Origin of the sequence: Streptomyces buecherae (assembly GCF_014295035.1) — a bacterium.
GTDB lineage: Bacteria > Actinomycetota > Actinomycetes > Streptomycetales > Streptomycetaceae > Streptomyces > Streptomyces youssoufiensis.
Window position 1 is genome coordinate 4,712,143 of record NZ_CP060404.1, and the last position, 14,990, is coordinate 4,727,132.

The following is a 14,990-nucleotide window of genomic DNA, read 5'->3' on the forward strand; positions in this document are numbered from 1 at the left end:
GCCCGCCCCGGCGCGTGGCGTGCGATCAGCGGCCCAGCCGGCGGCTCCACGCCTCGCGGTCCGGCTCCCGCGCCGCGTCCGGGAGCGGGGCGGCCGGCAGCAGGGCGCCCGTGCGCGACCAGCCCCAGGAGGCGAACGCGTGCCGCGCGGGCGGGTTGGCCGCGTCCACCGTCGCCGTCGCCAGCGGGCCCGTCGCGCGGGTCAGGAGCTGGTCGACGAGGCGGGTGGCGATCCCCCGGCGACGGTGCGCCGGCAGCACGCACAGCTCGGCGAGGCTGAACACCGGGCGGGAGTAGGTGAGTTCGTCGATCTCGGGCGGGATGCCCGTCTGGAACCCGGGGTGCCACACGCGGGCGCGGTCGGCCTGGAAGCCGTAGGCGAAGCCGACCAGCGTGGGCGTGCTGGCGATGATCATCTCGAACTCGGGCTGGCCCACGTGCTCCGCGAAGCGGTCGAGGAACGCCCGCCGACCGTGCCGCTCCGCCCCGGCCCGCGCCCGCTCGGCCGCCTCCCGGTCCCACGCGCCGCCGGTGAGCCCACTGCCGGTGAACCCGCTGCCGGTACGCCCGCCGCCGGCGCGCTCGCCGGCGTGGAGGCCGGTGCCGGTGCGCCCGCCGCCGGCGAGTCCGGTGCCCGGGGCTCCGTCCTCCGGTCGGCCGCCGCCGGGCCGACCGGTTTCGGCCAGCCCGCCGCCGGCGGCGCCGGGGCCCGGGCCGGGGGCGTCCGGGAAGCCCGCGCCCGCGCTGGGCGCACCGGCCGACGCCGCGTGGGCGACCGGGCCGGTGTCGGCGGTCGGCCCGGGCGGCGGGGCCGCGCCCGGCGGCTCGCGGTACGCCGTGACGTACAGGTCAGCGATGGCCTCCCGCTGCTGCTCGGCCTGCCATCTGGTCAACCGTCGTAGGAACACCTCGGCCACGCATTCCTCCCCGCCCTACCCACCCGTGTCGTACCTCTGAGGTCCCCCGCCGCGTCCCGCCGCCCCCGCCCCTCGGGCCGTGTGCCCCGCCCCTCGGGCCGGGGCCCTGAGCCGCCCGTGCGCGCCCCTCCGGAGGGAGGGCCGCTGGGGCCGGTTTCGGCAGTCGCCTCCGCCGAGCCGTGGGGCACGCGGCGAACGCGCCGTGTGATGGCCCATATCGTGGCAGCGCCACGGCGTTGGCGAAACACCCGGAGCGAGGCGGGCGTCGCCGCGCGCCCGGGCGCGTGCGCGTGGGGCCGCCAGCGGGTGGCGCGCGACCGCGCGCGGCACAGCGGCGACCGGCGACCGGCGGACGGTGCCGGTCGGCGGGTGGCGGCTGGCGGCGGTCGGCGGCAGCGGGCGGCAGGTGGGCGGCGGTGGCGTACGAGGTGCCGGGCGGCGCGCGCCGGCCCGTCGGGTGTGCCGCGTGGGCGATAAGGCGCCGCGGCGACCGGAACTCCGGTGCGGGGAGCGGGTGTTCGCGCGCGGTGGTGAAGTGGCGCGCGGGGAATGCGGAATCTCCGTGAGCAATCGGTTACGGGGTGTCGTGCGAGCTGAGCCGGGTGGAAGGCGTCATGCGTACCCCGGCCGACTGGGGAGTCGCTGGCAACCGGATGGATATTTCAGACCACTATTGTTGAATCTCGAAATGGATAGTTTTTGTTGACGCCGCAAGTTGTAGCCGTGTAGGTTTAGTGACCTATTGTGCGGTTACCACGGGGGCGGTCGCACGATTTCATCAACGTGCGGGCGGCGTCCGGTGATCCGCTTACCGGTCGGTATCGGCTGCCATGAAATCGCGAATTGACCATGAATTTACCCCGAGGTCTACCTCACGTCGAGAGTTCGCGCTCGACACAATGAGGATTCACAGGTGTTCAACGGGGTGAAAATGTCGACTTCGAGGTCGATCGCTGCGGTTCCCGATCCACCGGGCCGGCCGCCGTTGCCGGAAATGCCGCTGGCGCGGTCACAGGTGGCCGACGATGTCGACGACGCGCTGGATCAAGTGCGCGCACTCATCGAGACGGTGGTGAACCGGCACCAGGTCAGGACGCTCGACCAGTCGCTCCTGGTGACCACCGAGGACACCGAGACCGCGGTGCAGGCGCTCGACCGCCTGGTCGCCGGCGCCGAGCACGCCGTGTCCGTCCTGGTGCCGTCCAACTCCACCGCCGTCAAGGTGTTGACGGGGGTGCTGGAGAAGCTGGCGGGGCGCTGGGCCGGCGCGGTGCGGGTGCGGCTCATCTGCTCGCCGGAGGTCGCCGTCGCGCACCGGCTCGGGGAGATCGAGCGCTCCGGCGACACCGCCGAGACGGTCCAGGTGCGACTCGCGGGGGAGTCGCAGCGCGGGCTGGTCATCATCGACAACCGGGTCGCGCTCGTGCGCTCCGACCCCGAGGCGGGCGACAACCAGGCGTCGCTGGTCCGCGCCCCCGTCGTGGTCAAGGCGCTGCACGACATGTTTATGAGCAACTGGCGGCGCGCAATCCCGCTCACCGAATACGAGCAGATTAGCGAGTATCTGCGCGGCGGCTCCGGGGCCCAGATCCTGCGCTTTCTGTACGAGGGTTACACCGACGAGGCCGCGGCCCGGGAATTGTCGGTTTCCGTACGCACCTACCGGCGCCGAGTCGCCGAGATCATGCGCGCGCTCGGCGCCACCTCGCGCTTTCAGGCGGGCGTGTACACGCTGCGGATGGGGCTGTTGTAGCGAGCCGCGCAAAGGGCGGAACGGAGGGCTGTCGCGCGTTGTGCGGCAGCCCTCCGGGGCATTCTGTACCAGTGATGTGGTGCAGCCTGTACCGCTTTTACGGTGCACGCTGTACCGGTTTTCCGGAGCATCCTGCGCCGTTTTTGTGGGGCGGCTTGTACCGCATCTCGGGGCCGGAGACAACAACTTGCCACCGCCAATTGTGGCCTGCCGAAACCGTCTTTCGCCGCTGGCATCTTGTGGACTCCGCGTTGTGCCGTGCCACGCGCCCGACCTAGCGTGAGGGCATCGCGGGACACACGCCGATCTGGCCTCTCCGGAAGGCCGGTCCATCCCGCCGCGGGCCCTGGTCAGGCCCATCCAGTTCGTACCGCCCACCACCACCCGGCGCCGTGCCGCAACGACGCGGTCCACGGGAGCGGGAGGGGCACCGCACGTCACGAGTCACCGTTCGAACGCCACTGCCCGAGCGGCGCGCGCTCGCCGCGCTCCGCACGATCACACGACGTACATGACTACGGGGGAGTTTCATGCATTTGTCGTCGCCGGTCCATGACCGAATATCGTCCCAGCGGGCCCAGCGGGCCGTCGCCGGTACCGCTGGGACCCACGCCACCGACGCGCCCGAACGAGGCGGCAAGCCACGCATCTGGGGCCGCCCGCCGTACGGCTACCGCGCCGTCGCCGGCCCCGAGGGGACCGGGCTGCGCCTGGTGCCCGACGAGCGCACCGCGCCGATCGTCCGGCGCATCTTCGACGAGTACCTGGACGACCGCGGCCTCCAGATCATCGCCGAGGGCCTGACCGCCGACGAGGTGCCGAGCCCCGGCTCGCACGGCCCGCGCACCGGTGAGGGCACCGCGGCCTGGTCCAAGAGCGCGGTCCGCGCGATCCTCGTCAACCCGCGCTACGCCGGCCACGCGGCCACCGGCAGCGGCGGCAAGGGCGCGGCCCTGTGCACGCCGGTGCTGCCCACCGACGTCTTCGAGCGGGTGCGGGCGCGCTTCGAGGCCCGCCGCGCCCGGCCCGAGCGGGACGCGGGGTCCACGACGTCCCGCGAGTACGCGCTGCGCGGCATGGTCCGCTGCGCGCGCTGCAACCGGCTCATGCAGGGCACCTGGAACAACGCGGAGCCCTACTACCGCTGCCGTTTCCCGGCCGAGTACGCGACGGCCAACCAGATCGAGCACCCGCGCAACGTCTACCTGCGCGAGCAGAGCGTGCTCGGCCCGCTCACCTCCTGGCTGCGTTCGGTGGCGGCGCCGCAGTGGCGCGTGCCGCCGCTGCGCACCGCCGACGGCCAGGCCCGGCTCGACGCGTTCCGCGCGATGGAACTGCGCATGGTCTACGACGACTCCACCCGGCTGCTGCGCGTCAAGGCGACGGCGGGCCCCGACGGCACCGTGCTGCGCGGCACCCTCGCGCTCTGACCCCAGCCGCCCGCCCCACCCGCCCCACCCGTCCATCCGTCCCTCCCCAGTCCTTCCCGTCTTCCCGCCTTCCCGTCCTCCCGTCCGTGTGGTCCGCCGAGGCGTGGGGCCGGCCGTGCCCGCGTCCCTGCCCGAGCGGCCGGGGGCGCGGACGCGTGCCCGTACGGACGCTTGCTCGTACGTCGGCCTGCCCGCACATCCGCATGCCCGTACGTCGGCGCGCCGCGTGTACCCGTACGTCGGCGCTCCGTGGGGGAATTCGGCTTTTCCCAACACCCATGAGTGGCGCGGAGCCCGGTGCGGCATCGCGTAGCGTTTGCGGTGGGGCGCCGAACGGGAAAAGCGCAGGCTTGGCCGTGCGGCGTGGATCGCGACGGGAGTCGGCCGGAGTCGGCGCGGGCCCGGGGGAAGCCGGTGGGGGCCGGCGGGAAAATCAATTCCGGATACGGCCTCGTGTGCCGAAAGGGCGGGCGCCCGCACCGGTGCGCCGCCCGCGGCCGGGTGCCGCGAACGACGACGCGTACGAGAAACACCGAACGCGTACCAGGAACACCGAACGCGAACGAGAAACGGCCGACGCCGATCGGCCGTCCGATGTCCATGACCTGATCGTGCGGAAGCTGGCGAACTGAAATGAGCGCGGTAGACCTGCTGCCCGGCGCCGAGGTGGTCAGCCTCGACGCCGGCACCATCCACACCCGAATCACCATCGACCCGTCGGCTCCCGTGTTCGCCGGGCACTATCCGCACTTCCCGCTGCTGCCGGGGGTGTTCACGCTGGACGCGGTCGACCACGCGGTGCGGCTGCACGCCGAGCGCACCGACGGGGCGCGTACGGAGCTGGCCGAGGTGCGCTCGGTGCGCTTCGCCGCGCCGGTCTTCCCCGGCGACGTGCTGACCGTGGAGTGCACCGTCAAGCGCGGCGACGACGGCGAACGCGACGTGCGGGTGCGCTGCCGCACCGACCGCGACAAGGCGTCGACGCTGCGCCTGCGCTACCGCGACGCCGCCTGACGCGCGGGCCCCCGCCCCGCCCGTACCGCCTGACGGGCGGGCCGACGACCGGGCCCGTACCGCCTGACGCGGGCCGACGCCTCGCCCGTACCGCCTGACCGACGGCGCGCAGCGCCGCACCGCCCACGCACCTGGCCGCGCGCCGGGACGAGATCCGACGGAGTGTGGTTCGAGTGACCGACACCGAGTTCGGGCCCATCGGCCCGCACCGACTGAAGACCCTGATCCCGCACCGCTTCCCGATCCTGCTGGTGGACCGGGTGGACGAGGTGACCCCCGGCGAGCGGATCGTGACCCGCAAGGCCGTCTCGGTCAACGAGCCCTGGTACCAGGAGCTTCCCGACGCGACGCCCGACGCCGGCTACGGCTACCCGGTGGCGCTGCTCATCGAGTCCTGGTGCCAGAGCGCGGCGCTGCTCGCCGCCTGGGACCAGGACCCGGAGGCGACGGACGGCCAGGTCGCGCTGTTCGGCGGGATGAGCGGCATCGAGGTCGTCGGGCGGGCGCTGCCCGGTGACGTGCTGCGGCACGAGGTGCGCATCAGCCGCGCCTTCGCCGGCACCTGGTTCTTCGAGGGCGCCACCACCACCGACGACGGGCGCGAGGTGCTGCGCGTGGAGTCCGTGATGACCGCCATGCGCCCCAGCTCGGTGCTGGCCCCGCCGCAGGAGCAGCCGGCCGCCGCCGCGGCCGAGGCGTAACCCGCGTACCGAGGCGGCTCCACTCCGGCGCCGCCCCCCGCACCACCCGAGCGCCGCTCCCCAGCGCCGGTCCGGCCGGAGGCCGCCGTCACGACGGCGCGCACCGGCGGGGCCGGCGCCGGTGCGTGTGGGCGGGCATACCGAGAACCCGGGCCACGCGCGGACGAAGGGCCGTGACCACGGCCGCGCGTGCGACCGGGACCTCAGCCGCGACGGAAATCCGGGCATTGCCGGGGCCGGTGAAATACGGCGGCGGTCCGGGAGATGTCACTGAACTGCAACAGATATCGCGGTTCTGTTATTCGCGAGTAACGACTTATTCATTATTGAACGGCCTTTGTGGTGTGGCGCACAACGGGCCCCAAGTGGGTCTTGGAAAAAGCGCTGTTGGGCTATCTGTGAACACCCATCGATGGTGGCTCAGGCGCCTTCTGGCCGCCTAATGTTGAAGTGTCGGAACGCGAGAGATCGACGTTCTGAATTCCCCTCAGAAGCCCGAGAAAGGTGTCCATAAATGTCGACCGCCACCAAGCAGGAGCAGCTCGACGAGATCCGCGAAATCGTCGCGGAGGTGCTGGAGCTTGAGCCCGAGGAGATCTCGGAGACCAGCCACTTCATCGAGGAGCACGAGGCCGACTCGCTGCGCGCGATCGAGATCCTCGCCCGCCTGGAGAAGAAGTACAAGGTGGAGATCCCGCAGTCGGAGCTCCCCAAGATGATCAACCTCACCGAGGTCTACAACGTGCTCGCCGAGCACGCTGGTTGGCAGGGCTGAGCCTCATGTCACTCCGACGGGTAGTCATCACCGGCCTGGGGCCCGTGTCGAGCATCGGGATCGGGGCGTCCGCGTACAGCGAGGGGCTGCGCGAAGGCGTCAACGGCGTCTCGCCGATCGCCTGCTTCGACCCCACCGGATTCCCCTACATCATGGCCGGCGAAGTCCACGCCTTCCGGCCAGAGGACATGGTCCGGCGGCTGTCTGTCGACGAGTGGGGCCGTACCAGCCTCTTCGCGGCGTCCGCGGCCCGCCTCGCGGTCGCGGACGCCGGGATCGACGAAGACGAACTGGCCGCCTCCCGCGCCGGATCGAGCATGGGCACCACCGGCGGCGAGTCGCAGGTGCTGGAGAAGCTCACCGAGGACTCGCTGACGGCGGGCATGGGCGGCCTGGACGCGGGTCTGATCCGCCAGGTCTCCAGCGCCCGGCTGTCCCAGGCGGTCAACCGCGAACTGCGCCTGACCGGCGACGCCGTGACCCTGTCCACCGCCTGTTCGGCCAGCAACTACGCGCTCGGTTACGCGTACGACCTGATCCGTACCGGCGAGGCGGACTACATGATCGCCGGTGGCGCGGACTCGGTCGGCCGCTGGTCGCACGCCGGGTTCTACCGGCTCGGCGCGCTCACCGAGAAGGCGTGCTCGCCGTTCGACGCCAACCGCTCCGGCATCATCACCGGTGAGGGCGGCGCGGCGATGTTCCTGGAGTCGCTGGAGTCGGCCCAGGCGCGCGGCGCGCACATCCACGCCGAGGTGCTCGGCTACGGGCTCAACTGCGACGCCAACCACATGGTCGCCCCGAACCGGGACAGCATCGCCGAGTGCATGCGCATCGCGCACGCCAACGCGGGCGTCAAGGCCGAAGAGGTCGACTACATCTGCGCCCACGGCACCGGCACGCCGGCCAACGACTTCGTCGAGGCCAGCGCCGTCGTGGACGTCTTCGGGGAGAACCCGCCGCCGATCAGCTCCACCAAGTCGATGCTCGGCCACACCATGGGCGCGGCATCCGGGCTCGGGGCGATCGCGTCGGTGCTCGGCATCGCGGGCTCGTTCCTGCCGCCCACCATCAACTTCAACACCCCGGACCCGGACATGCCCAAGATCGACCCCGTGCCGAACAAGGCACGCGCCGCGGACGTGCGGATCGCGCAGGTCAACGGCTTCGCGTTCGGTGGCAACAACGCCATCGTGATGCTGGGGAGGCCCGAGTGAGCACAGCGACCGCACCCGCCGCGGCGGCCACGACGCCCGGCACCCGCTCCACCGCGCTGGCCATCACCGGCTTCGGCGTGCTCTCCGGCGCCGGCATCGGCCCCGAGGCGCTGGCCGCCGCGCTCGCCGCGCCGGCCGCCCCGGTGGACGTCAGCGAGATGTTCGAGGAGGAGCTGCCGCGTAACGAGGCGCACGCGCTGGTGGACTTCAAGGTCCGCGACCACCTCGGCCGCAAGGGCACCTCGTTCTTCGACCGCTCCACCTCGCTGGGCATGGTCGCCTGCAAGGAGGCGCTGGCCGACAGCGACCTGGAGATCAACGACGACAACCGGGCCCGCATCGGCATCACGCTCGGCACCACCGCCGGCAGCGCCAAGTCGACCAGCGACTACAGCAAGGACACGTTCGTCCAGGACCGTCCCTACCTGGTCAACCCGCTGCTGTTCCCGAACGCGGTGATGAACTGCGCGGCCGGCCAGTCGGGCATCAAGTTCGGACTCCAGGGCCCCAACGCCACCATCGCCGGTGGCCCGATGGCCATGCTGAACGTGCTGCGCTACACCCGCAACCTCATCAACTGCGGGTACGCCGAAGCCCTGTTGGCCGGCGCGGTCGAGGAGTTCAGCCCGCAGGAGTCGTGGGCCGTGCACTACGCGCAGTCCGTCTACGGCGGCGACGCGGCACCCGGTGAGGGCGCGGCCGTCTTCGTGGTCGAGAACGCCGAGGCCGTACGGGCCGCCGGGCGCACCCCGGACGCCGAGGTGCTCTCCGTCGAGGTCGGGGTCTTCGACCCGCCGGGCCCCGACGGCGAGTTCAGCCGTGGCCTCGGCCTGTGCATCAGCCGCGCCCTGGAGCGCGCCGGCGTCACCGCGGCCGACATCACCACGGTGGCCACCGCCGCCAACGGGATGACGCTGCTCGACGACGCCGAGGAGCGCGCCATCGGCGCGATCGTCGGCGAGGGCGCCCAGCGGCTGCGGGTCAAGGAGGCCACCGGCGAGGCGTTCAGCGCCTCCGGCGCCTTCCAGCTCGCCGCGCTGCTCGCCCGGCACCGGGCGGAGCCCGCGCGGGACGGCGAACTGTCGCTGATCACCACGCGGTCCGCCGAAGGCGCGGCCGGGGCGGCCGTCGTCAGGGGGTGGAGTCGTGCCGGTGGCGATCACGGGTAGCTCCATGGTGAGCTGCCACGGCGATCTCGACGCCACGTTCGACGCGCTGCTCGCCGGGCGCAGCGGGGCCTCCCCGCTGCGCGCCGGCGACCCGGCCAAGCTGAACGTCACCCACGGGTACGGCATCGACGACGCCACCGAGCGCGCCTACCGCGCCTCGGTCGCCGAGGCCGTCAGCGCGAGCGGCGCCGCGGGGGGCGCCGCCGTCGCCGTGGGCGTGCCGTACGGCGTCGGCGAGGACGTGCGGCTCTCCGGGCGCTGGCTGGCCCAGGCCGTCGCCGGGGCGCTCGCCGAGGCCGGCGTGGACCCGGACACCAGCCGGGTCGCGGTCATCGTCGGCACCGGGCTGCGCGAGCTGCGCGCCGTGGAGCAGTGGCACGGCGACGACGCGGCGCTGCGCCTGGCCCAGACGCACTTCAACGAGGCCGTGCGCTCCGTGGCGCCCGGCGTCACCGAGGTGCACACACTCGCCAACGCGTGCGCCGCCTCCGGCTACGCCCTCGCGCTCGCCGCCGACCTGCTCGAACTCGGCGAGGCCGACGCGGTCGTGGCCGCCGGCTGCGACACCCTCACCGAGTCGATGCTCACCATGATCGGCCGGGTGGGCACCACCACGGCCGAGACCGTACGCCCCTTCGACACCGACCGGGACGGCGTGCTGCTCGGCGAGGGCGCCGCCGCCGTCGTCCTCGAACTGCCCTCGGACAAGCCGGCGTTCGGCCTCGTGCGCGGCGTGGGCATCGGCTGCGACGCGTTCCACGAGACGGCGCCCGACCCGGGCGGCGTCCTCGCCACGATGCGCGAGGCCCACCAGCGCGCCGGCATCGAGCCCGGCGAGGTGGACCTGGTCGTCGCGCACGGCACCTCCACCGCGCTGAACGACCCGACCGAGGCCACCGCGCTCACCGAACTCTTCGCCGACGTCGCGCCGGCCGACGCGCCCGCCGTCACCGGCATCAAGGGCGCCATCGGGCACACCTCGGGCGGCGCGGCCCTGATGAGCGTGCTCGTCGCCTGCCAGGCCATGCGGAAGGGCACCGTGCCGCCGGTCACCGGGCTGCGCACCGCGATCCCGGAGGCCGAGAAGCTGGCCCTGGTGATCGGGGAGCCGCTGGCCGCCCGGCCGCGGATCGCGCAGATCAACGCGTTCGGCTTCGGCGGCGTCAACGCCGTCACGATCGTGGAGGCCGTCGATGCCTGAGACCCGCACCCAAGACCGCGCGGCCGACCAGCCGCTGTCCGTCGCCGGCTGGGCCACGCACGTGCCCGGGCTGACCGCGGCCGACCTGCCCGGCTCGCCCGTCGAGCCGGCCTGCGGGCCCGATGACGCCAAGGACGTGCTGGGCCGAAAGGGCCTGCTCGGCAAGGAGCCGTCAACGCGGCTCGCGCTGTGCGCCACGCACCGCGCGCTCGGGCTGCCCCCGGGCAAGCTGACCGAGCCGCTGCCGTACGCGCCGGGCACCGCCGTCGTCGTCGCCTCCAACCTCGGCAACGTGGAGACGGTGAGCACGGTCCTGGACGACATGCGCTCGCGCGGCGGCAACGTCGTCAGCCCGCTGGACGCCCCCAACGCGTCCAGCAACGTCATCGCGTCCTCGATCGCCATCAGGTACGGCTTCACCGGCCCCAACCTGGCCGTGTGCTCCGGCGCGACGGCGGGGCTCGACGCCGTGCGCCTGGCCCGGGTGCTGCTGCTCGCCGGGCGCGCCGAGCGCGCCGTCGTCGTCGGCGTCGAACCCGCCGACCCGGTGGCCCGCGCGCTGGCCGCGCTGCGCCCCGGCGACCCCGGCGAGCTGATCGCCGGCGCCGGCTGCGTGCTGCTCGGCCGCCCCGGCGCCTGGCCCACCGACACCGGGATCACCGTCGGTCCGGTCACCCGCCACACCAGCGACCCGGGTCCGGCCGACGGCCAGCCGGCCGTGGGTGAGCTGTACGGCGCGGCGGGCGTGGTCCACCTGGCCGCGGCGGCCGCGAGGCTCGCCGGTGGGGCCGACGACGACGCGGCCGGTCTGACCGTGCGCTGCGGCGACGCGGACGACGCCTGGCTGACCGTGGACGTGACCCGTGCCGGGGCCCGGCGGGAAGCGGGGGCCGCGGCATGACCGTGGTGGACGGCTGGACGCTGGTCGCGACCGAGGGACCCGTGCAGGTGTGGCGGGGCCCCGGGAGCGGTCCGCCGATCGTCGCCGCGCACGGCATGGAGGACGGCTGGAAGAGCTGGCGCACCGTGCTCGGCGCGCTGCCCGGGTACACCCCGTACTCGCTGCACCTGCCCTGGTGCGGCGGCACCGACTACGCGTGGACCGCCGAGGGCAGCCCGGCCGACTGGCTGCGGCGCGCCCTGGCGCTGCTGCCCGAGCGCCCCCGGGCGCTGCTCGGCCACTCCTTCGGCGCCAACGCCATCCTGGCCCACCTCGCCGACCTGCCCCAACAGGACGACGTGGTGGCCGAGTTGGAAGCCGTGGTGCTGGTCGCGCCGTTCTACCGGCCGGCCGGGTTCCCGCTGAGCGACCAGTTGCGGACGCGCTCGGTGGCCGCGCTGCGCCGCGTGCTGGTGGAGGGGCTACGGGTCTCGCTGGGCCCGCGCGCCGCCCGGATGGACCGCGAGGTGCTGGCCCTGATGGAGGGCAAGCTGCTCGAGCGGGCCGTGCCCAGCGCGTTCCCCGTCTTCTACGCGGCGTTCGAGGACTCCGGCCACCTCGACCTGTCCCGTGTCACGGTGCCCACGCTGATCTACGTCGGGCCCGGCGACGAGGGGCTGACACCGATGCGCGCGAGCGCCCTGGCCGACGCCGTGCCCGCCGCGACACTGCGCAGCCGCCCCGGCTACGGCCACTTCTGCCACATCGACCGGGCCGAGGAGATGACCGCGGAGGTCGCCGACTTCCTCCGCGACCCCCGGTCCGCCGCTGACTCATCCGAAGGAGGAACAACCGTGACCGAACTGCTCGACGGACAGCCGACCAGCTACGTCGGCAGCCCCCGCTACGAGGGCGCCAACATCCGCACCTGGATCGGGTTCAAGCACTTCATGTACCTGGTCGAGGAGGGGGTGCTGCAGTACTTCCGCGACCGAGGCGTCGGCGTCCGCGACATCTACCACCGCTACGGACTCGGCCTGGAGATCGTCGACTCCTCCGTGCAGCTGCCGGTGGCCCTGGAGGCCGAGGAGCAGGTGTACGCCACCGTCGTCTCCGGCAAGCCGAAGCCGGGCCAGGGCGCGCCGTTCAACGTGTCCCTGACGGTGGAGCGCGAGGGCGAGACCGTCACCGTCCTCAAGGGCAAGGTGCAGGTCGCCCTGGTCGCCGTCAAGGACGGCTCGGGCTCCGAGCCGGTGCCGGCCATCCTGGAGCCGTACGTCGTGCCGGACGTCGCCGCGCTGACCAACTCGGCCAAGGCCACGCTGGAGATCCCCGCCGGGAGCACCGTCGCCGACGTGCTCGCCCCCGAGGGCTCGGGCGCCTACCTGTGGGACTGGCGCGCGCCGTACTACTACTGCCACTTCTCCGACCGGCTCCAGCACTCCGCGTACATCCGCACGATGGAGGAGGTCGTGGACCGCTTCCTGGCCGACCGTGGCCTGGCCGTCGGCAAGCTGCTCGACGAGCGCGGCTGGATTCCGGTGGTCTCGCGGGCCCGCGTGCAGATGCTCTCGGACATCTACATGGAGGAGACGGTGCACACCGTCTTCAAGGTCGAGGACATCCTCAAGGACACCATGTACACCGCGCGCATGGACTGCTACGTGCGCCGCGGCGACACCCTGGAGCGCGCCGCCACCGGCACGATCATGCACGGGTACGCCATCAGCCGGGGCGAGCGGGCCGGCACGGTCGCCGTCCTGGACGAGGCCACCCAGGCGACGTTGCTCGGGGGTGCCGCGTGAGGAAGCCGCCGCGCCTGTACTTCTCGCTGCGCTCGCCGTTCAGCTGGATGGCGGTGCGCCAGTTGGAGGAGCGCGTCCCGAACGCCCAGGACCTCATCGAGTACATCCCGTTCTTCGAGCCCGACGCGATCAGCAGCAAGGCGCTTGAGGAGCAGGGTGGCGAGTTCCACTACGTGGCCATGAGCAAGGCCAAGCACCTGTACATCCTCAACGACACCAAGCGCCTGTCGCAGAAGTACGGCTACCCGATGAAGTGGCCGATCGACAAGGGCGACGAGTGGTGGGAGCTGCCGCACCTGGCCTGGATCAAGGCCAAGGAGCTGGGCGTCCACCGCGCCTACTACACCGCGGCGATGGCCGCCCGCTGGGAGCGCGGCGAGGACATCTGCGACCGCGACACGCTGCGCCGGGTGTGCCTCGACGCCGGGCTGGACGCCGAGGCCCTGGTGAACGCGCCCGAGGAGGCGCACATCCGCGAGGCGGGCGTGCAGGCCCTGATGCGCGTGTACGAGGACGACGTGTTCGGCGTCCCGTACTTCAAGGTCGGCCGGCACCGCTTCTGGGGCCTGGACCGGCTGGACGACTTCGTGACCACGCTGGAAGAGGCGCTCGCCACCGCCGCGAGCAAGGCCGCGTGAAGGAGAGCTGAGCGATGACCGCAGTAGCCACTGAGCCCCAGACCGAGAACTACCCGCTGGTCGACGCCGAGTGGGGCCCCGACCCGCTGGCCGACATCCCCGCCGACCTGATCCAGCGGCACGGCTCCATGGACCACGACACCGCGGGCGGCTGCGGCTGACGCCGTAGCGCCCCGAACGCACGGACGAGAGGACGAGAACAGTGACCGAGACCGACACCCAGCGCCCCATGGCGATCGTCACGGGCGGCTCGCGCGGCATCGGCCGCGCCTGCGCCGTCCAGTTGGCGACCGACGGCTACGACGTCGCGTTCTGCTACCGCAGCGGGAACGACGCCGCGGCCGAGACCGAGAAGCTCATCCGCGAACAGGGTGCGCAGGTCTACCACGCGCCCTGTGACGTGGCCGACTACGCCGCGGTGCAGGCGTTCATCAAGGACGCCAAGGCGGCGCTCGGCCCGGTCAGCGTTCTCGTCAACTCGGCCGGCATCGTGCGGGACAACCCGATGGTCCTCATGCCGCACGAGGACTGGCAGGCCGTCATCGACACCAACCTGAACGGCACGTTCAACTTCTGCCGCTCGATCGTCTTCGACTTCATGAAGCGCAAGGAGGGCGTCATCGTCAACATGTCCTCCATCTCCGGCGTCTACGGCCACGCCACCCAGTCCAACTACTCCGCCTCCAAGGCCGGCATCCAGGGCATGAGCGCCTCGCTGGCCAAGGAGGTCGCCGGGTACGGCATCCGGGTCAACGTGGTCGCGCCCGGCTTCATCGAGACCGACATGACCGAGGCGCTGCCGGAGAAGATCCGCGCCGAGGCCCTCAAGTCCATCCCGATGAAGCGCTACGGCGGCGCCGACGAGGTCGCCTACCTGGTGTCCTTCCTCGTCTCCGACCGGGCCAAGTACATCACCGGCGAGGTCATCGAGGTCGACGGCGGAGTGTCGCTGTGACCACCACCCAGGAGGCCGGGGGCGGCACCACCGCCCCCGCCGGGCCGGCCTTCACGCCGGTCACCGGCAGGCTGCGGGCCACGCCCATCGACCCGGTGGACGAGATCGCGGTCATCTCCGAGACGGAGGTCGTCGTCCGCAAGACCGTCCGCGACGACGACCCGTACCTCGAGGGCCACTACCCCGAGTTCACCGTCTACCCGGGCGCCTTCATCATCGAGTCCGTCTTCGACGCGGTGCTGCGCCTGGTGCGCGCCCACCGAGGCGAGCGGACCTTCGTCGAGCCGGCCGAGATCTCCTCGGTGCGGTTCACCACCGCCCTGCGCCCCGGCGACACCCTCCAGGTGCGCTGCGTGTGCCAGGCGGGCCACGACGACGCCGGTAACGACACCGTGCGCGTCGTCGCGCACTGCACCAACGGGGAGGCCAAGGCGGCACTCGTCAAGATGGCGTTCCGCGTGCTTCCCGCCGAGGAACCGACCGGATCGGGCGCCGCCTGACCGGCCACCGCCGGCCCACCGGCCGCCAGGCCACCC

General features: G+C 72.6%; 15 protein-coding genes. 14 read left to right on the plus strand and 1 reads right to left on the minus strand.

Translation table 11 applies throughout. From position 1 onward, the window contains the following. Positions 1–25: 25 nt before the first annotated feature. Positions 26–916: a GNAT family N-acetyltransferase gene (locus tag H7H31_RS34625; protein WP_187059832.1), complete on the minus strand. Its 891-nt coding sequence runs from the start codon at positions 914–916 to the stop codon at positions 26–28. Positions 917–1,931: 1,015 nt separating this feature from the next. Between H7H31_RS34625 and H7H31_RS18265 the strand changes: the two genes are divergently transcribed. The 14 genes from H7H31_RS18265 to H7H31_RS18330 all read left to right on the plus strand — a co-directional run bounded on the left by H7H31_RS18265 (position 1,932) and on the right by H7H31_RS18330 (position 14,954). Then, entirely contained in the window at positions 1,932–2,669 is a 738-nt protein-coding gene (locus H7H31_RS18265) for a helix-turn-helix domain-containing protein (RefSeq protein ID WP_187059898.1), read from the plus strand. A gap of 530 nt (positions 2,670–3,199) precedes the next feature. After that, positions 3,200–4,099 (plus strand): recombinase family protein, encoded by a 900-nt coding sequence (locus H7H31_RS18270; RefSeq protein WP_187059899.1) that lies wholly within the window; start codon positions 3,200–3,202, stop codon positions 4,097–4,099. Positions 4,100–4,732: 633 nt separating this feature from the next. Further along, positions 4,733–5,113 carry a 3-hydroxyacyl-ACP dehydratase FabZ family protein gene (locus H7H31_RS18275; RefSeq protein ID WP_187062451.1) on the plus strand — a complete coding sequence of 127 codons (381 nt, stop codon included), beginning with the start codon at positions 4,733–4,735 and terminating at the stop codon, positions 5,111–5,113. Positions 5,114–5,286: 173 nt separating this feature from the next. Then, complete coding sequence (locus H7H31_RS18280; RefSeq protein ID WP_232109937.1) at positions 5,287–5,814, plus strand: 3-hydroxyacyl-ACP dehydratase FabZ family protein; 528 nt, start codon at positions 5,287–5,289, stop codon at positions 5,812–5,814. A gap of 514 nt (positions 5,815–6,328) precedes the next feature. After that, entirely contained in the window at positions 6,329–6,589 is a 261-nt protein-coding gene (locus H7H31_RS18285; RefSeq protein ID WP_176162550.1) for an acyl carrier protein, read from the plus strand. Positions 6,590–6,594: 5 nt separating this feature from the next. Further along, complete coding sequence (locus H7H31_RS18290; RefSeq protein ID WP_176162549.1) at positions 6,595–7,806, plus strand: beta-ketoacyl-[acyl-carrier-protein] synthase family protein; 1,212 nt, start codon at positions 6,595–6,597, stop codon at positions 7,804–7,806. Beyond that, a complete protein-coding gene (locus H7H31_RS18295; RefSeq protein WP_187062452.1) occupies positions 7,803–8,975 on the plus strand; it encodes a beta-ketoacyl synthase N-terminal-like domain-containing protein in 1,173 nt (390 codons plus the stop codon). Before H7H31_RS18290 ends, H7H31_RS18295 begins: the two co-directional genes overlap by 4 nt. Beyond that, positions 8,959–10,176, plus strand: coding sequence for a beta-ketoacyl synthase N-terminal-like domain-containing protein (locus tag H7H31_RS18300; RefSeq protein ID WP_232109939.1), 1,218 nt, complete (start codon positions 8,959–8,961; stop codon positions 10,174–10,176). The genes H7H31_RS18295 and H7H31_RS18300 overlap by 17 nt, the downstream gene beginning before the upstream one ends. After that, entirely contained in the window at positions 10,169–11,077 is a 909-nt protein-coding gene (locus H7H31_RS18305; RefSeq protein ID WP_187062454.1) for a beta-ketoacyl synthase N-terminal-like domain-containing protein, read from the plus strand. The genes H7H31_RS18300 and H7H31_RS18305 overlap by 8 nt, the downstream gene beginning before the upstream one ends. Beyond that, entirely contained in the window at positions 11,074–12,861 is a 1,788-nt protein-coding gene (locus H7H31_RS18310; protein WP_187062455.1) for an alpha/beta fold hydrolase, read from the plus strand. Before H7H31_RS18305 ends, H7H31_RS18310 begins: the two co-directional genes overlap by 4 nt. Next, a complete protein-coding gene (locus tag H7H31_RS18315) occupies positions 12,858–13,499 on the plus strand; it encodes a 2-hydroxychromene-2-carboxylate isomerase (RefSeq protein ID WP_187062456.1) in 642 nt (213 codons plus the stop codon). The genes H7H31_RS18310 and H7H31_RS18315 overlap by 4 nt, the downstream gene beginning before the upstream one ends. A gap of 14 nt (positions 13,500–13,513) precedes the next feature. Further along, positions 13,514–13,660 carry a hypothetical protein gene (locus H7H31_RS18320; RefSeq protein WP_187062457.1) on the plus strand — a complete coding sequence of 49 codons (147 nt, stop codon included), beginning with the start codon at positions 13,514–13,516 and terminating at the stop codon, positions 13,658–13,660. Positions 13,661–13,701: 41 nt separating this feature from the next. After that, positions 13,702–14,454 (plus strand): 3-oxoacyl-[acyl-carrier-protein] reductase, encoded by a 753-nt coding sequence (gene fabG / locus H7H31_RS18325; RefSeq protein ID WP_308118261.1) that lies wholly within the window; start codon positions 13,702–13,704, stop codon positions 14,452–14,454. After that, positions 14,451–14,954 carry a hotdog family protein gene (locus H7H31_RS18330; RefSeq protein WP_187062458.1) on the plus strand — a complete coding sequence of 168 codons (504 nt, stop codon included), beginning with the start codon at positions 14,451–14,453 and terminating at the stop codon, positions 14,952–14,954. The genes fabG and H7H31_RS18330 overlap by 4 nt, the downstream gene beginning before the upstream one ends. Positions 14,955–14,990 lie beyond the last annotated feature (36 nt).